The sequence below is a fragment of the Dechloromonas denitrificans genome (assembly GCF_001551835.1).
In the GTDB taxonomy this organism is placed as follows: Bacteria; Pseudomonadota; Gammaproteobacteria; order Burkholderiales; family Rhodocyclaceae; genus Azonexus; species Azonexus denitrificans.
This window is the reverse complement of record NZ_LODL01000019.1, coordinates 614,535-631,062: the sequence shown is the minus strand read 5'-3', so window position 1 is coordinate 631,062 and position 16,528 is coordinate 614,535. Positions and strand designations below refer to the sequence as shown.

Here is a 16,528-nt window from a genome sequence, read left to right as displayed (position 1 = left end):
GTTTACACAAAATTCCGGACACGCTCCAAACCAGCAGGCTTTTCTATCAATAAATATATACAAAAATTCGTTGAATCATTGGGATGGTCTGAAATTAGGCCTCCCAAACGACTGGTTTTATCCGACCATGATGCAGCCGCCCAAGTTGCTGGGTCGCGTTTTCAGGCGGGTTCGTTTCAAATTGCAGAGCATTAGTGCCAAGCATTTATATGTCCAACGAATGATCTGTTTTTGGCCTCATCGTTGTTGGCAATGAGATTTTTTGGCAACAAAAAGCCGCCATGCGGCGGCTGGTGGGCGTCTTGGCCGGGTGCCAGTCTGCAGTTTACTCTCCCTCGCTCTGCCGCACCAACGCAATATCTTTCCTCGGCGGCGCCCCGAACATCCGCCGGTACTCGCGGCTGAATTGCGAGGGGCTTTCGTAGCCGACGCGGTGGGCGGCGGAGGCGGCGTCGCCGTCGTCGGCCAGCAGCAGGCGGCGGGCTTCGTGCAGGCGTAACTGCTTCTGGTATTGCAGCGGCGTCATCCCGGTCAGCGCCTTGAAGTGATGGTGCAGCGAGGATTTGCTCATGTTGGCGAGGTCGGCCAGGTCGTCGATGCTGACTGCTTCGGCCAGCCGTGTCTTGAGGGCGGCGATGGTGCGCACGATCTGGTGGCTGTGGCTGCCGCTGGCCACCGCCTGGCGCAGACGTGAGCCGAGTTCGCCGCTGAGCAGGCGGTAGAGCAGTTCGCGTTCGATGATCGGGGCCAGTACCGGGATGTCGGCCGGCGTGTCGAGCAGGCGGGCCAGGCGCAGCGCGCTGTCGAGGATGGCCGGGCTGAGGCGGCCGACGCCAATGCCGCGGTCGACCGGTTCCAGCAGGCGATTTTTAGGCATGGCGGCCGACAGTTCTTCGATTTTCAGCGGGTCGAGGCCGAGGCCGAAGCCGAGATAGGGTTCGAGGATCGAGGCGCGGGTCAGGCGCGAAAAGATCGGCAGGTCGACCGAGGAAATCAGGTAGTGCCGGGTGTCGTAGTCGTAGGTGTCGTCGCCGACCTGAATACGTTTGGCACCCTGCGCCATCATCGCGAAAAAGGAGCTGGTCACAGCGCAATTGGGCGCACTGGTGCTGGTTCCGCGTACCAGCTGGAGGCCGGGGATGGCGGTCGGCGTGATGCCGTCGGTCGGGCAGTGGCGGCGAATGATGTCGGCCATTTCCTCGCGCTGGCTGCTCAGCAGCCGCTCAGGGGAGATGACGGAATCATTTGGCGGAACGATGGTCTGAACGCGGGTATCCATAGGCCGCAGGGTAGCCGTTTTGCTGGCGAGCGACGAGTCCTCCATCTGCATTTCTGGAGGATCAGGCAATAAGTCTGCAGCTTTGGGTTACCGCAGCGGGCATTGCTGCAGACAAACTGGCCGCCATCAGCCGGATCTCTCCGGCCCTGCATCGGCGGCACGCATCGCCGATCGACCCCAACCTCAACAGGAGCTGCTGATGATCCAACTCAACGTAAATGGCAAGCTGCAGAAACTCGATGTCGCCCCCGATACCCCATTGCTCTGGGCCTTGCGCGATACGCTGCAGCTGACCGGGACGAAGTATGGCTGCGGCCAGGCGCTGTGCGGCGCCTGTACCGTGCATGTCGATGGGACGGCGATGCGCTCGTGCGCGCTGCCGGTGTCGGCGGTGGTCGGCAAGAAGATCACGACCATCGAAACGGTCGATGCCGGGCGCGTCGGCAAGGCCGTGCAGGCGGCCTGGCAAAAGCTCGATGTCGTGCAGTGCGGCTACTGCCAGTCCGGCCAGGTGATGAGCGCCGTGGCGCTGCTGACGCAGAACCGCAAGCCGACCGATGCCGACATCGACAATGCGATGTCCGGCAACCTCTGCCGTTGCGCCACCTACGTCCGCATCCGCGCGGCCATCCACGAAGCTGCCAAGTCGCTGGCCTAAGGAGAACCGACATGAACGAGATCGCGATTGAAGACCTGAGTCGTCGCCGTTTTCTGCAGGGCGGGGCCGGCCTGACGCTGGGCTTTTGCCTGCCGGGCATTGCCGCGGCGGCGGCTGCAGCCGGACCGGGCAAGGCGGGCGAGGGCCTGGCCGCACCGGTCAGCTTCGAGCCGAATGCCTTCCTGCGCATCGGCGCCGACAACTCGGTGACCGTCATCTCCAAGCATCTGGAAATGGGGCAGGGCACCTACACCGGCCTGGCCACCATGCTGGCCGAGGAACTGGACGCCGATTGGGCGCAGGTTCGCGTCGAAGGGGCGCCTGCCGATGCCAAGCGCTACAACAACCTGTTCTGGGGGCCGGCCCAGGGCACCGGCGGCAGCACGGCGATGGCCAATTCCTGGGAGCAGATGCGCAAGGCCGGGGCGGCCGGGCGGGCCATGCTGGTCGCCGCCGCCGCCAAGCGCTGGCAGGTGCCGGCCGCTGAAATCGAGGTCAGTCAGGGCGTCGTGCGCCATGCCGCGTCGAAGCGGAGCGCCCATTTCGGCGCCCTGGCCGAAGCCGCCGCGCAAGAGACGGTGCCGACCGAGGTGGCGCTGAAGAAGCCGGAAAACTTCCGCCTGATCGGCAAGCAGGCGCGGCGCAAGGACACGCTGGAGAAGACCAACGGCAAGGCGAAGTTCACGCAAGATATTCAGCTGCCGGGCATGCTGGTCGCCGTGGTCGCCCATCCGCCGCTGTTCGGCGCCAAGGTCGCCTCTTTCGATGCAACGCGGGCACGGGCAGTGAAGGGCGTCGTCGATGTCGTGCAGATTCCGCAGGGGGTTGCCGTGCTGGCGACCGATACGTGGAGCGCCAAGAAAGGTCGTGATGCGCTGCAAGTGAGCTGGGACGAGAGCGCCGCCTTCAAGCTGGGCAGTGACGAGATTCTGGCCCGCTACAAGGAAATGGCCAAAAAACCGGGGTTGACCGCAAGAAAGGACGGCGATGCCGCCGCGGCGCTCGGCAAGGCGGCCAAGGTGGTCAAGGCGAGCTACGATTTCCCCTTCCTGGCGCATGCCGCGATGGAGCCGATGAATTGCGTCATCCGGCTGAGCAGCGACGGGTGCGAGGTGTGGAATGGCGAGCAACTGCATACCGGCGACCAGTACGCGCTGGCTCAGCTTTTCGGCCTGAAGCCGGAGCAGGTCAATATTCATATGCTGTACGCCGGCGGTAGTTTCGGCCGCCGCGCCTGCAAGGATTCCGATTACGTGCTGGAGGCCGCGCAGATCGTCAAGGCGATTGGCGGCAAGGCGCCGGTCAAGCTGGTCTGGCTGCGCGAGGACGACATGCGGGCCGGCTACTACCGGCCGCTCTACCACCATGCGCTGGAAGCGGGGCTGGATGAGGCGGGCAATATCGTCGGCTGGCAGCATCGCCTGGTCGGCCAGTCGATCATCACCGGCTCGCCCTTCGAGAAGATGATGGTCAAGGATGGCGTCGATGCGACCTCGGTCGAAGGGGCGTCCAATCTGCCCTATGCCATCCCCAACCTGACGGTTGACCTGCATACGCCGACTGATATCGGCGTGCCGGTGCTGTGGTGGCGTTCGGTCGGTTCGTCGCACACGGCGTTTTCGACCGAGGCTTTCCTTGATGAAGTGGCCGCTGCCGCCGGCAAGGACCCCTACGAACTGCGCATGAGCCTGCTCACGGCCCACCCCCGGCACGCCGGCGTGCTCAAGCTGGCCGCCGAGAAGGCCGGCTGGGGCAGCCCGTTGAAGGCCGGCAAGGCCGGCGAGCGGCGCGGGCGCGGCATCGCGGTGCATGAATCGTTCCGCAGCGTGGTGGCCCAAGTCGCCGAGGTGACGGTGGCGCGCGACGGCAGTCTGAAGGTCGACCGCGTCGTCTGTGCCGTTGATTGCGGCACGGCGATCAACCCGGACAACATCCGTTCGCAGGTCGAGGGCGGTATCGGCTTCGCGCTGTCGGCGGTGCTGCATGGCGAAATCACGTTGAAGGACGGCAAGGTCGAGCAGGGCAATTTCGATGGCTACGCGCCGCTGCGCATCAACGAAATGCCTGCCGTCGAAGTCCATATCGTGCCCTCGGCCGCGGCGCCGACCGGTATCGGCGAACCCGGCGTGCCGCCGCTGGCACCGGCCGTCGCCAATGCGATTGCCGCCGCCACCGGCAAGTACCTGCATCGGCTGCCGCTGCGCAGCAGCGATCTGGTCACCTGAGGAGACCGCCATGGATAACCTGGATACGCAGGTGCTGGCCGCGGCCCAACGCTGGGCGGCGGCCGGCCATCGCTTCGCGCTGGTCACCGTGGCCCGTACCTGGGGCTCGGCACCGCGCCCGCCGGGCGCCTGGATGGCGCTGCGCGACGACGGGCTGGTGCAGGGCTCGGTCTCCGGCGGCTGCATCGAGGACGACCTGATCTATCGCATGCGGGCCGGCGAGTTCAGCGGCAGCGGCATGCAACTGGTTCGCTACGGCGTGACGCAGGACGAGGCGCACCGCTTCGGGCTGCCCTGTGGCGGAACGCTGGAACTGGTCATCGAAGAGGCGCCCGATCTCGGCGCGCTGGCCCAGATGGCCGAGCGCATCGCGGCCGGGCAACTGGTCCAGCGCCGCCTGCTGCTGTCCCAAGGCAGCGTCGAGATCGACGGCGGGCGAGCCGGCAATGCGCTCTCCTGGGACGGTGAAACGCTGCTCACTCAGCACGGCCCGGCCTGGCGCCTGCTGCTGGTCGGGGCCGGGCAGATTTCGCGCTTTCTGGCGTCGATGGCGCAGGCCCTCGGCTACCAGGTCTTCATCTGCGATCCGCGCGAGGAATACGCCAGCGAGTGGGATGTGCCGGGGACGACGCTGCTGGCCGGCATGCCGGACGACGTGGTGCTCGAACTGCGCCTCGACCCGCACAGCGCCGTGGTGGCGCTGACGCACGACCCCAAGCTGGACGACATGATGCTGCTCGAAGCCCTGAAGTCGCCGGCCTTTTACGTCGGGGCGCTCGGTTCGGCGGTCAACAATGCCAAGCGCCGGGAACGGCTGCGCGAGTATTTCGACCTCTCGCAAGCCGAGCTGGATCGCCTGCACGGCCCGGTCGGCCTGCCGATCGGCAGCCGGACGCCGCCCGAAATCGCCGTGTCGATCCTGGCCGAGATGACGGCGGTCAAGAATGCGGTCAATCCGCGGACCGTGGGCATGGCGATGGAAGCCGATCCCTACGCCTGCCGAGTCGGCTGAGCGATGACGGCTGCCGGCAAGATCGTCGGTGTGCTGCTCGCCGCCGGGCTGGGCCGGCGCTTCGGCAGCGACAAGCGCCTGCAGCCGCTGGCTGACGGCACGCCGCTGGCGCTGGCGGCGGCGCGCAGCTTGCGGGCCGGCTGCGACGAAGTGCTGGTCGTGTTGCGGCCGGGCGATGCGGCGCTGGCCGCCTTGCTGATAGCCGCCGATTGCCGGGTGATTTATTGCGCCGAGGCCGAGCAGGGCATGGGCCATAGCCTGGCGGCCGGGGTGCGGGCCAGCCCGGCGGCCGCCGGCTGGCTGATCGCGCTGGCCGACATGCCGGCCATTGCGCCGGCCAGCCATGTTGCGGTCGCCGAGGCCTTGCGCCGTGGGGCGAGCATCGCCGTGCCGACTTTTGCCGGCCAGCGCGGCCACCCGGTCGGTTTTGCGGCGCGCTGGCGGGCCGAACTGGCCGCCGTGCAGGGCGACCACGGCGCACGGCAGTTGCTGCAGGGGGCGCCATCTGAAATCGAGTTCGTCACGCTCGACGACCCGGGCATCCTGGCCGATATCGATACGCCGGCCGATCTGGCGGCCATGCCTGCGGTCGACTGGGAAAAAATGGCAAAAATCACCCCTCGTCCGGCCTGACGTCGGGCCTGGCCTCGGCTATGATTCGGGAATTGCAACAGGAACACGAACCATGAATGCGAACCCGCTGACCGACGCCGATCTCGACCGCCTCGAACAACTGCTCGAAGACGATGTTTTCCAGGAAGACTCGATGCGCCTGGACGAAATCCAGGCCATCCTTTGCGCCATCGTCAGCGGCCCGGAGCCGGTCCTGCCGTCGGTCTGGCTGCCGGATGTGTTGGGCAAGGGCATGGAGAACGCCAGCCATCCGGTCGTCGCCGAGTGCATGGAATTGCTGATGCGCCTCAACAACGATATCGCCGCCGCGCTGCTGGCGGACGAAACGGTGGCGCCGGTGCTTTATCCGCTCGACGAAAACGGCGAGGAATACGATTACGCCGCCTGGGCCGACTCCTATGTCTATGGCGCCGGCCTGGCCGGCGACTGGTTCGAGCTGGCCGGCAAGCATGCCGAAGATCTGTCCGAACTGCTCGAACCGATGTTCATGCTCAACGGCATGCTCAAGGAAGACGTCGAAAAGAGCGGCGAGCGCTGGTTCGCGCCGGCCGAGGAAGCCCGCCTGGTCGCCGATATCGAGGAAAACCTGCCGGTCATCATCCAGACCCTGTACAACTTCTGGCGTAACAAGCGCAGCGGCGGCACGGTCCGCCACGAAGAGCCGAAATCCGGTCGCAATGACCCGTGCCCCTGCGGCAGCGGTCGCAAGTTCAAGCAGTGCTGCGGCTCGCCCGAAAAGCTGAACTGAGATTCACCGGGGCCGGGCCGGCCCCGTTTCGACGAGCAACTCCCATGAAACTCTACCTGGCCGGTCCCGATGTTTTTCGCCCGGATGCCATGGCTTGGGCCGACGCAGCCCGCCAGTCGTGCGCGCGCTTCGGCCACACGGCGCTGATTCCGCTCGATGGCGTCGAAACGACGGCGCCGGGCATCTACCACGCCAATATCGAGCTGATCCGCAGCGCCGACGCGGTGCTCGCCAATCTCAATCCCTTCCGCGGCTGCGAGCCGGATTCCGGCACCTGCGTCGAGGTCGGCTTCGCCCTGGCCCTCGATAAACCGGTGATCGGCTATCTCGCCGAGCAAGAGAACACGATCGAGCGCGTTGCCCGGATCGAAGGCGGGCCGCTGGAAAATCGGGCCGGGCGACCGGTCGACCGCCGGGGTCTGCATGTCGAGGACTTCGGCCTGCCGCTCAACCTGATGCTGGCGGTGCCGGCGCAGATTGTGATCGGCGGGCTGGCCGAGGCGCTGGCGCAGTTGCCGGCAAAGCCGCGCGGCTGAGCGGGGCCGGGCTGCAGGTGCTGCTGTGCTTTCGAATTGCTAAAACTGTCGAAAACTACCCGGTCATTCCCGCGCAGGCGGGAATCCAGGCGATCTATGGATCCCCGCCTACGCGGGGATGACGGCAGCCTCTCAGACAGCACCGAGATTTTCGAAGCAGCCCGCTAAAGCAGCTCAGTATCCTCATGAGCATAGGCCGGCGCGCAGCAGCAAAGGATGTGCAGCGCTTCGCTGCCGGTGTTCTCGACACAATGTGGCGTGCCCGGCGCAATCGCGATGCTGTCGCCGGCGGCGATGGCAAAGCGTTCCCCGCCCAGTGTCATCAGCCCCTGACCGCGTGTCACGTGGTAGATCTCTTCGGTGACATGATGCCGGTGCAGTTCGGTGCGGGCGCCGATGGCGACGACGGCTTCGGCCAGGCTCTGCTGGTGCAGCGCGTGTTGGCTCGGGTGCAGCAGTTCGCGGATTTTCGAGCCGTCCTTGGTGATGTAGGGCGTGATTTCCGCCCGTGCAGTCTTCTGCATTGCTACTTGTTCCAGGGCTGGATCGGTACCGTCGAGATCGAGTTGGCCGGGGCGCCTTCGATGATCTTGCGGCTGATCGCCAGATAGATCAGCACCTTGCGCTTTTCGTCGTAAGAGCGGTGGATCGAGGTTTCCTTGAACATCAGCGAGGTGTCTTCGCTGAAAACGATTTCGTCCTTGCGCAGCTTTTCCGGCAGCGTGATCGGGCCGGTCTGGCGGCAGGCCAGCGAGAATTGCGACGGGTCTTCGGCCAGCCCGAAGCTGCCCTTGACGCCGCCGGTCTTGGCCTGGCTGACGTGGCAGGTGACGCCGGGGATTTTCGGGTCGTCGAAGGCATAGACGCAGACGCGGTGGTTGGCGCCGATCAACATCCAGGCGGTTGTCACGCAGCTGATTTCCTCGGCCATGACGGGCAGGGCGAGGCCGGCGAGGAGCAGGGGGAGAAGGCGTTTCATCGGTTTACTCCGGTGAGGCGGTGCGTTGGACAGCGAGCGGCGTCATCTTGCCAACGTATTTGGCCAGGATCTTGTAAGTGTCGCGGTCGAAAGGCGGCCGGCCGGCTGCGAGCAGGGCGTCGATTTCCTCGTCGCGGCGCACTGTGCCGAGGTAACGCCAGCCGTCGAGCAGGTGGCCTTCGTCGCCTTCGCGAATCAGCGCCGGGCCGGGGAAAGGCCAGGAAACCAGCTTCTGCTGGGTCAGTGCCGAAAGCAGGCGGACCGTGTGCCGGGCCAGGCTTTCCTTGCCACAACAGGCGCCTTTGCAGGATTTGCTCGAGTAGCCGGCGCAGGGCTGGCCGGGGGCGTGCTTTTCCAGCCCGAGCAGGCTGCGGCACAGCTTTTCGCTATCGGCCAGCGCCCGCAGTCGGGAATGGGCTTCCTTCGCATTGCGGTAGAGGCCGTAACACGCACTACGCAAGCTGAATTCGAGATCGCGGGCCGGCAGCAGTTGCGGTCGCAGCCAGTCGTTGCCTTCGTCGACCAGCATCCAGGTACAGATTTCGTCGGGCTGCTCCGGCGTCTGCGGCCGCCCGGGCCGCAGTTGCCGGACGAGGCGCGCTTCGGTGAGCAGGGCGCCGATCTCGCCGCTCGTCTCGACCCAGTCGATGCGACTGACCTGTTGCGCCAGCCGGGCCTCCTTGGCCGACGGACGCTTGTGCTTGAAGTGGGCGAGGACGCCCTTGCGCAGATCGGTGGCCGGGCCGATATGCAGCGGCAGGCCGTCGGCATCGTAAAACAGGTAGACGCCCGCCGTTTCCGGCAGTTCGTCGATTAGGCGGGCATCGAGCTGGGGCGGCAGGCTGAGCTTGCCGTTCTGTGCCTGGATGGCTGTCTCGATAGCCTCGGGGCTGCGGTCGACGTGGATTTTTTGCCAGAATTGGTGGATCAGCTGGGCATCGGCCAGCGCCCGGTGGCGGGCTGCGGCCTGCAGGCCGTGCCGTTCGATCAGCGAGTCGAGGTTGTGTCGGTGATGCTCCGGGAACAGGGCGCGCGACAGCTTGACGGTGCACAGCACCGGCGCCCGGAAGGGGATACCGAGCCGTTTGAACTCGTTTTTCAGGAAACCGTAGTCGAAGCGCGCGTTGTGGGCGATGAACAGCCGGCCTTCGAGGCGGCGCAGGGCTTCGCTGGCGACGCTTTCGAAGGGCGGCGCGTCGGCCACCAAGGCGTTGCTGATGCCGGTCAGTTGTTCGATGAAAGGCGGGATGGACATGCCCGGATTGACCAGCTGCTGCCATTCGCGCACCACACCGTCGGCATCGACTTCGACAATGCCGATTTCGGTGATGCGGTCGTGGGTGGCGGTGGCGCCGGTGGTTTCCAGGTCAACAAAGGCTAAGGGTCGCATGCCGCCATTTTCTCACGCTGGCGGCGATATCAGATGCCCGGCCGCGAATGGCCGATGCCGCCGCCTTTTGCAACCTGCATCCGCACCGGGGTCAGTGGCGGGCCGAGCCCAACCGGTCGACCATGGCCTTCAGCGTCTGGATTTGCACGCCATTCTTCGTCGCGTAGTCGGCGCCGCTATAGCCCCACCAATCCCAGCATCCATTCGGGTTGAGCATGGGAATCGAGACGGCCTGCGGGTAGAGGATCACCAGGTGGTTGTTGTCGGCCCAGCGGTCGTAGCCGGTGTTCTTAACGAAGGTGGTGCCGTTGTACAGGCCGCCGCCGGGGGGCGGGTGCAGCGGCAGGAAGTTCTGACCCTGCTTGCAGCCGTGCAGCGCGATGTGCAGGCGGCATGGCTCGCCTTTGGCGCAATTGTTCGGAACATAGAGCCAGCCGGTGCTGTCGAGTCCCGTCTTCCAGGAGGCGCCACTCTGGGCGGTCGACGGTAGGTAGGTACGCTGATCGAATTCGATGAAGCGCCCCTTGGGTTGGCCGGTGGGCGCCGCCTTGAGCGGGCCGTAGATCCAGCTCAGGATGTTTTTCGCGCTGTCGAAGCCGCATTTGCCGATATACGGGGCATCTTCCTTGCCGCAGGCGATACCGAAATTCGCCGTCGGCATGGTGTGGGCGGCATTGGCCAGCGTGACAGCGGACAGATTGGCGGCCGGCAGGCCGAGGGCGCTATAAAAATTCGACAACTGGCGGGCGATGGGCGGCGGCACCAGGGTGTCCCGGGCGCCGGAAACAGTCAGCACCTTTTGCGTCGCGACATGACTGGGCGGGTCGATCAAGCCCCGGTTGGCCAGTTCACGGGTCGCTGCGAGCAGGCCGGGCACATCGGCGCTGCTGTCCGTCACGCTGCAGGGGACGCTGGGTTCGCCGGTGCACGAACATCTGGAAACGGCGGTCAGCACATCGTCCCTTGAGCAGTAAAAAGGCCCGCCGGCGATCACCCCGGCGCCCTTGACGGTCGAGGCATGGGCGATCTGGAACTGCACGGCCATGAAGCCGCCCGAGGAAATGCCGGAAACCGAGGTTTGTTTGACGTCGATATTCAGGGCCGGCAGCGGCGGGGCCGCGATGGCCAGATTGGCCAGCGTGACGAGCACGGCAAAAATGCCGGCTCGCCGCGCCAGGCCGGGCGGGGTGGGGGCAATAAGCGGATGCGGCATGATTTGTCTCCGTGGGCTGTTGGTCGCTGGCGACCAATCACTGTTGAGGTAAGCCGTAATTCTCGTGGCCCCTCTAAAAATATGCATTGGAGATGTCAGTCTAGTGTGACAAATCAATGTTTCAAGGTCCGGCTTGATCGAGCGCGTTGAGGGCGATTTCCAGGGGGCCGCCGTCGAGCGTGTCGAAGCCTTCGTCGAGGAACCGCGAGTCGATCGAAGTCTTTTGGCTGACCAGATCGGAGTGGGCCAGCACCAAGCTGAGCAGGAAGCTTTCGCCGCCTTGAGAGGGGGCGGGTGTCGCGGGCAACTTCCACTTGCCAGCTCTCGACGATGCCATTCAGCCAGGAGAGGGGCGTGGATGAAATTTGGGTGATCAAGCCTATTCAGCCAGTCAGCAACTTCTTGTTACCTTCGAGGTCATGGCATAGTATGCCAATATGAAAACTTGGCTCAGGAGGCCCCCACATGCCAACCCGAAACGTTGTCCTTACTGACCATCAGGCCCACTTTGTTGAGCAGCTAGTCAGCTCCGGGCGTTACCAGAACGCCAGTGAGGTTTTGCGCGAAGGACTGAGACTGATCGAGCGCCGGGAGTCCGAAGATGAAATGCGCCTGTCGGCACTGCGCGATGCAGCCAAAGTAGGCATTGCTGACATTGAAGCAGGTAATTTCCGTAGCTTTGACTCTGCCGACATGCTTGGTCGGCATCTGGCAGCGCTGACTGCCGAAGTGATCGACGCATAGTGGGTGGGAATTCCTGGACGGTTCGCCTATCGGCTGCTGCCGAGGCGGATTACCGTCAAATTCTGCGCTGGACAATGGAGAATTTCGGTTCGGCGCAGGTGCGGAGTTATGCCGATACCCTGTCATCTGCACTGAATGCGCTAAGCGCCGGCCCCGCCATCATCGGGGTCAAGGAGCGGTCGGACATCGGCAACAATATCAGGACACTCCATGTGGCGCGAAACGGGCGCAAGGGCCGACACTTCGTGATGTTTCGCATCGGGAGCATTGAGGGGAATGACGTCATTGATGTACTCCGACTGCTGCATGACAGCATGGACTTGGAACGGCATTTGCCACCGGCTGAGCACAACTGATTCAGGTCTGCCGCAGCCGTTCCCCCGCCTAAATACTCAACCGCGAATAGCCGACCCCGCCGCCCTTTTCAACGCGAATCTGCGCCGAGATGCGTTCCTTCATGCCTTCGACGTGGCTGATCACACCGATCATCTTGCCGCTGGCGTTCAGGCTGTCCAGCGCGTTGAGGGCGATTTCCAGGGTGTCGCCGTCGAGTGTGCCGAAGCCTTCGTCGAGGAACAGCGAGTCGATCGAGGTCTTGTGGCTGACCAGGTCGGAGAGGGCCAGGGCCAGCGCCAGGCTGACCAGGAAGCTTTCGCCGCCGGACAGGGTGCGCGTGTCGCGGGCGGCTTCGCCTTGCCAGCTGTCGATGATGTCGAGTTCCAGTTCGCCGGTCGATTTGCGCCGTAGCAGGTAGCGGCCGTGCAGCCGGCCGAGGTGGCGGTTGGCGAGGTGGAGCAGGTGGTCGAGGGTCAGGCCCTGGGCGAACTTGCGGAACTTGTCGCCCTTGGCCGAGCCGATCAGGCTGTCGAGGCGCTGCCAGATATCGACTTCGGCCGTCTGGGCGGCGATCTGGGCGAACAGCGCCTGCTGGTTCTGGCGGCGCTGCTCGTCGCTGGCGAGCAGGGCGCGCTGGGCGCCGAGCTGCTCGCTGATGCTGCGGCGGGCGGTGTCGAGTGTTATTAGTCGCTCGTCCAGTTCCGGCAAGCCGGGCACGGCGGCCTGGCCTTCGTTGCTTGCCGGCGGCGTCGCCTGCAGGCGCAGCAGTTTTTCCTTGGTGGCCTTGAGCAGGGCGGCGGCCTGCTGTGTCGCCTGCTGCCGTTGTTCCTTCAGTTGTAGCAGGCGCTGGCGTTCCTCGGCCGGCAACAGCGCGCCGACAAAGGCGGCGAGATCGGCGAAGGGGCTGGCGTCGAGCGCGGTCTGCCAGGCGGTCGACGCCTCGGCCAGGGCTTTTTTCTGCTGGGCGAGGTTGCTTTCCAGTTGCGTCTGCCGGCCGCGCAGCGCGGCCAGCGCCTGGCCGAGGCGAGCTACTTCGTCGGCGCAGCGGGCGAGGGCGGCGGCCAGGTCGGCGGGCGGATTTTGCCCTTTTTCATCGGTCGACCGCAGGACTGCTTCGGCCGGCAGCGCCTGCCAGCGTTCTTCCCACAAGGCGGCCTGCGCCTGCGCGGTTTCGCACAGGCCTTGCTGGCGGGTAAGCGCTTCGCCCAGTTCCTGTCGGCGGCGCTGGGTCTGCTGCCAGTGCTGCCATTCGCCATCGCGGTCCTGCAGCCAGGGAGCGGGGTCGGCGGGTGGCTCGAAACCGGCGGCGGCCAGCGTACCGGCGAGGCGGTTGTCGAGGTCGGCCAGTTCCAGGCGGCGGGTCTGTTCGGCTTGTTTCAGTTCGGCCTGCCGGGCTTGCCCGCTGAGCACGGCCTGTTGTAGCTGGGTCAGTTGGTTGCGGGCGGCTTGCAGCGCCAGGGCGCTGTCGTTGGCGGTTTTGCGGGCCTGGGTCAGCGCCTGTTCGCCGCGGTCGGCCGCCTGCAGGCGCTCGGCCAGGCGGGCGATGGCCTGCTCGGCGGCACGCTGGCCGGCCTGCACGGTGTCGGGGTTTTGCCAGTCGCTGGCGCCGAGCACCGGCACCGTGTTCAGTGCAGCGCTGCGCTCTTGCCATTCGGTCTGGTTGCGCTCGATTTCCTGCTGGTTCTTGTCGAACTGGGTTTGCCGTTCGTGCTGCGTCGCCTGGCTGGCGGCCTGCTCGGCCTTGGCTTGCAGGCCTTTCTGGGTGAGCGCTTCGAGTGCTGCCTGTTTTTCCCGGAAGGCGGCTTCGGTGGCCGAGACATCGAGCGCCTGATAAGCGCCGATCGCCGGGTGTTCGGCCGAGCCGCACAGCGGGCAGGCCTCGCCCGGCTGCAGTTTCTGGCGATGCGCTTCCAGGCTCTGGATGCGGCGTTCCTGCTCAAGCAGCTTCTGCTTGTCGGCGACCTGGCCGTTCAGTTCCTTGTGCTGCTCGCGCAGCGCGACCAGGGCTTTTTCCTGGGCTTCGATCTTGAGTCGGCCCTGCTGTAACAGCGCGGCCTGCGTCGTCTGCTGGGCGGCCAGTTCGCGCTGGCGGCGGGCGAGATTATCGAGTTGCTGCCAGCGGGCGAGGGCGGTTTGTTCGGTTTGCCAGTGCTGGCGCAGTTCGGCCAACGTCTGGCCGGCCAGGCGCTGGTTCTGCTCGGTCTGCGCCGTTTGCAGCGCGCTCTCGGCGGCGGTTTTTGCCTTTTCGGCGGCGTCGACCGCTGCACTCTGCGCGCCGAGCCGACGGCCCTGTTCCGCCTGTTCCTGTTCGAGTTTTTGCAGTGCCTGCTGCTGCGCCGCGATCTCCTGCTGCAGCTTGGCGCGCTGTTCGAACTGCTGGCGCCAGACGCCGAGGCGTTCGCCGAGTTGGGCCCGCTGCGGGTGGGCGGCGCAGAAATCGTCGATCTGCTTGCCTTCGCGCTGGAGTTGCTGCCAGCGGCTTTGCGCCTGTTCGGCCAGGCCGGTGGCGAGGTAGCGGGCCTGATTGTGTTGCTGGCGCTGTTCGCCATGCAGCGTGGTGCGCTGGGTGTGCAGGGCCTGCAGTTCGCCTTCGCTTTGCCGGCAGGCGGCGGCCGCCTGTTGCCAGTTCTGGTGCAATGGCTTCAGGGCTTCGGCCGGTTCGCTGTCGGCCAGCCGGCGCAGTTCGGGCGCGGCGGCAGCGAGTGCGGTGTTGGCTTCTTCCTGTCTGGCGGCAGCGGCCTTGTGTTCCTGCTCGCTCTGGGCGAGGTCGATCCGCCATTGGCGTTGCGCCTGGGCATGCTGGTGCTGACGCTGGATGTCGCTCAACTGGCGATCGAGGCGGCCGACTTCCTGTTGCATTTCCTGGCGCTGGTCGTCGGTGAGCAGTTCCATGCCCTCGGCGCGGGCTTTGAGTTGGTCGAGCTGGCCCTTGGCGTCGCGGGCCTGCTCGAATACCTTGCGCGAAATGTCGCCGTAGATTTCGCTGCCGGTCAGTTCTTCCAGCAGTTCGGCCCGCTCGTTGGCGCTGGCGTTGAGGAAGGCGGCGAAGCCGCCCTGGGCGAGCAGCATGGATTTGGTGAAGCGCGGGAAATCGAGGCCGGTGATCTCGGCGACGCGCTTCAGCTTGTCGTTGGTCTGCGTGCTGAGGATGGTGCCGTCGCCGGTTGCCAACTCAACCTTGGGCGCCTGCAGTGCGCCATCGATCTTGTCGCGCGAGCGGCGCTGGCTCCAGAAGGCGCGGTAGACGGCGCCCTTGACCTCGAACTCGACCTCGGCCAGGCAGTCGGCGGTGTGCCGGGTCATGATGTCGTTGTCGCTGGCCGAGATGGTTTTCAGGCGCGGCGTCTGGTGGTAGAGGGCGAGGCAGATGGCGTCGAGCAGCGTCGATTTGCCGGCGCCGGTCGGGCCGGTGATGGCGAACAGGCAGTTGTCGGTGAAGGGCGGCCGGGTGAAGTCGATGCGCCATTCACCTTTCAGCGAATTGAGGTTCTTCAGGCGCAGGCTGAGAATTTTCATGCTGCTTCCCCTTCAGTTTCTCCCTGCAGGCCGGCGACGATGGCGCGGTAGCGTTCGTTGAGCGCCTGCTGCAGCGCTTCGCTGAGTTCTTCCTGTTGCAGGCGGCGGGCGAAGACGTCGTGCGGGCTGAGTTCGTCCAGCGTCTCGCGGGCTTCGGCGGCCAGGCGGGCGGCGGCGTTGCCGCGCTGGCGGCGGATGCGCAGCACCTCGACCGGCCAGCCTTCGGTCAGCGCCTCGATGCGGGCCGGCAGGTCGGCCAGGTAGTCGTCTTCGGCCACCGTGATTTCCAGCCAGGCCGGCCGTTCGCGCGTGCCTTCGGCGGCTGCGGCACCAATCGCGCCGCGCAGGGTGTCGAGATTGCCGCTGACCGCGACCAGCCCCTGAAAGCGCGGCACCGGCAAGGGGGTGACGGTCGGCGGGCCGCCGGCCACGAGATCGACGAGCAGCACTTCCTTCTGATGTTTCGCCTCGTCGAAACTGAGCGGGATCGGCGAGCCGCAATAGCGGATGTGTTCCAGGCCGCCGACCCGCTGCGGCCGGTGGATGTGGCCGAGCGCAATGTAGTCGGCCGGCGGGAAGGCGCTGGTCGGAAAGGCTTCCAGCGCGCCGACGTAGATTTCGCGGACCGATTCGCTGCTGCTGGCGCCGACGGTAGTCAGGTGGCCGGTGGCGATCAGCGGCAGCGGGCGGCCGAGTTGCTGTTCAAGCTCGCGCTGGCGGGCGCTGGCGGCCGCATAAACGGCCTGGTAATGCGCCTGGATCGACGATTGCAGCGACAGCAGCTTGTCTTCGGCGCTTTGCCCGGCCTGGCTTTGCTGCACGTCGCGCGGGCGAATGAAGGGTATGGCGCAGACGATGCAGCCCGCTTCGCCATCGCGCCGGGGCAGGACGACGACCTGGGCCGGCGGATTGTCGGCGGCGGCGACCACCGTCGCATCCAGCCGGGCCAGCAGTGCGCGGCTCTCGCCCAGCGTCGCCACCGAATCGTGATTGCCGCCGAGCAGCAGCAGGGCGACACCGACTGCGTGCAGGCGGACGACCAACTGGCTGTACAGCTCGCGGGCGTAGCTCGGCGGCGTGCCGGTATCGAAAATGTCGCCGGCGATCAGCACGGCATCGACGGCCTGTTCGTCGACCTGCGTTAGCAGCCAGTCGATCAGCGCCTGATGCTCGGCCTGCCGGCTCTTGCCCATAAAGTGCTGGCCGAGGTGCCAGTCGGAGGTGTGGAGGATGCGCATCGGTTCAAGGGGCTGAAAAAG

General features: G+C 65.7%; 17 protein-coding genes. 9 read left to right on the top strand and 8 right to left on the bottom strand.

Going from position 1 to position 16,528, the window contains the following annotated elements; translation table 11 throughout:
• Window positions 1-195 (top strand): hypothetical protein (locus tag AT959_RS21615; protein ID WP_205629884.1); only part of this gene is annotated, 195 nt, incomplete at its 5' end.
• 130 nt (window positions 196-325) lie between these two features.
• Here the strand turns inward: AT959_RS21615 and AT959_RS10840 are convergent.
• Window positions 326-1,279, bottom strand: a complete 954-nt coding sequence (locus AT959_RS10840; protein ID WP_083518335.1) for an AraC family transcriptional regulator — start codon at window positions 1,277-1,279, stop codon at window positions 326-328.
• A gap of 199 nt (window positions 1,280-1,478) precedes the next feature.
• Here AT959_RS10840 and AT959_RS10835 point away from each other — a divergent pair, with 199 nt between their 5' ends.
• From AT959_RS10835 to AT959_RS10810, 6 genes are read left to right on the top strand one after another with little or no spacing between them, the layout of a single operon-like run.
• Window positions 1,479-1,937 (top strand): (2Fe-2S)-binding protein, encoded by a 459-nt coding sequence (locus AT959_RS10835; RefSeq protein WP_066882978.1) that lies wholly within the window; start codon window positions 1,479-1,481, stop codon window positions 1,935-1,937.
• 11 nt (window positions 1,938-1,948) lie between these two features.
• Complete coding sequence (locus AT959_RS10830) at window positions 1,949-4,162, top strand: xanthine dehydrogenase family protein molybdopterin-binding subunit (protein ID WP_066882977.1); 2,214 nt, start codon at window positions 1,949-1,951, stop codon at window positions 4,160-4,162.
• 10 nt (window positions 4,163-4,172) lie between these two features.
• The gene (locus AT959_RS10825; RefSeq protein WP_066882976.1) at window positions 4,173-5,174 is read left to right on the top strand and encodes an XdhC family protein; all 1,002 of its coding nucleotides are present in this window, start codon (window positions 4,173-4,175) and stop codon (window positions 5,172-5,174) included.
• Window positions 5,175-5,177: 3 nt separating this feature from the next.
• Window positions 5,178-5,807: a nucleotidyltransferase family protein gene (locus tag AT959_RS10820; protein ID WP_066882975.1), complete on the top strand. Its 630-nt coding sequence runs from the start codon at window positions 5,178-5,180 to the stop codon at window positions 5,805-5,807.
• A gap of 52 nt (window positions 5,808-5,859) precedes the next feature.
• On the top strand, window positions 5,860-6,555 hold the full coding sequence (locus AT959_RS10815; RefSeq protein WP_066882974.1) for a YecA/YgfB family protein: 696 nt from the start codon (window positions 5,860-5,862) through the stop codon (window positions 6,553-6,555).
• A gap of 44 nt (window positions 6,556-6,599) precedes the next feature.
• Window positions 6,600-7,091: a nucleoside 2-deoxyribosyltransferase gene (locus AT959_RS10810; RefSeq protein WP_066882973.1), complete on the top strand. Its 492-nt coding sequence runs from the start codon at window positions 6,600-6,602 to the stop codon at window positions 7,089-7,091.
• Window positions 7,092-7,255: 164 nt separating this feature from the next.
• On the opposite strand, the gene AT959_RS10805 is transcribed toward AT959_RS10810, so the two are convergent.
• From AT959_RS10805 to AT959_RS21110, 5 genes are all read right to left on the bottom strand, one after another.
• The gene (locus AT959_RS10805; protein WP_066882972.1) at window positions 7,256-7,615 is read right to left on the bottom strand and encodes a cupin domain-containing protein; all 360 of its coding nucleotides are present in this window, start codon (window positions 7,613-7,615) and stop codon (window positions 7,256-7,258) included.
• A gap of 2 nt (window positions 7,616-7,617) precedes the next feature.
• A complete protein-coding gene (locus AT959_RS10800) occupies window positions 7,618-8,070 on the bottom strand; it encodes a CreA family protein (RefSeq protein ID WP_066882971.1) in 453 nt (150 codons plus the stop codon).
• 4 nt (window positions 8,071-8,074) lie between these two features.
• Window positions 8,075-9,460, bottom strand: coding sequence for a 3'-5' exonuclease family protein (locus AT959_RS10795; RefSeq protein ID WP_066882970.1), 1,386 nt, complete (start codon window positions 9,458-9,460; stop codon window positions 8,075-8,077).
• Window positions 9,461-9,551: 91 nt separating this feature from the next.
• Window positions 9,552-10,673 carry an extracellular catalytic domain type 2 short-chain-length polyhydroxyalkanoate depolymerase gene (locus tag AT959_RS10790; protein WP_066882969.1) on the bottom strand — a complete coding sequence of 374 codons (1,122 nt, stop codon included), beginning with the start codon at window positions 10,671-10,673 and terminating at the stop codon, window positions 9,552-9,554.
• A 121-nt stretch (window positions 10,674-10,794) separates the two neighbouring features.
• A complete protein-coding gene (locus AT959_RS21110; RefSeq protein WP_157651273.1) occupies window positions 10,795-10,980 on the bottom strand; it encodes a hypothetical protein in 186 nt (61 codons plus the stop codon).
• A 158-nt stretch (window positions 10,981-11,138) separates the two neighbouring features.
• On the opposite strand from AT959_RS21110, the gene AT959_RS10785 reads away from it, so the two are divergent.
• Together AT959_RS10785 and AT959_RS10780 are read left to right on the top strand one after the other, a co-directional pair.
• Window positions 11,139-11,417, top strand: coding sequence for a type II toxin-antitoxin system ParD family antitoxin (locus AT959_RS10785; RefSeq protein WP_066882968.1), 279 nt, complete (start codon window positions 11,139-11,141; stop codon window positions 11,415-11,417).
• Window positions 11,417-11,773: a type II toxin-antitoxin system RelE/ParE family toxin gene (locus AT959_RS10780; protein ID WP_066882967.1), complete on the top strand. Its 357-nt coding sequence runs from the start codon at window positions 11,417-11,419 to the stop codon at window positions 11,771-11,773. The genes AT959_RS10785 and AT959_RS10780 overlap by 1 nt, the downstream gene beginning before the upstream one ends.
• Before the next feature lie 28 nt (window positions 11,774-11,801).
• Here AT959_RS10780 and sbcC read toward each other — a convergent pair whose 3' ends face one another.
• On the bottom strand, window positions 11,802-15,269 hold the full coding sequence (sbcC, locus tag AT959_RS10775) for an exonuclease subunit SbcC (RefSeq protein WP_066882966.1): 3,468 nt from the start codon (window positions 15,267-15,269) through the stop codon (window positions 11,802-11,804).
• The gene (sbcD, locus tag AT959_RS10770; protein WP_066882965.1) at window positions 15,266-16,507 is read right to left on the bottom strand and encodes an exonuclease subunit SbcD; all 1,242 of its coding nucleotides are present in this window, start codon (window positions 16,505-16,507) and stop codon (window positions 15,266-15,268) included. The genes sbcC and sbcD overlap by 4 nt, the downstream gene beginning before the upstream one ends.
• Between the last annotated feature and the right edge of the window lie 21 nt (window positions 16,508-16,528).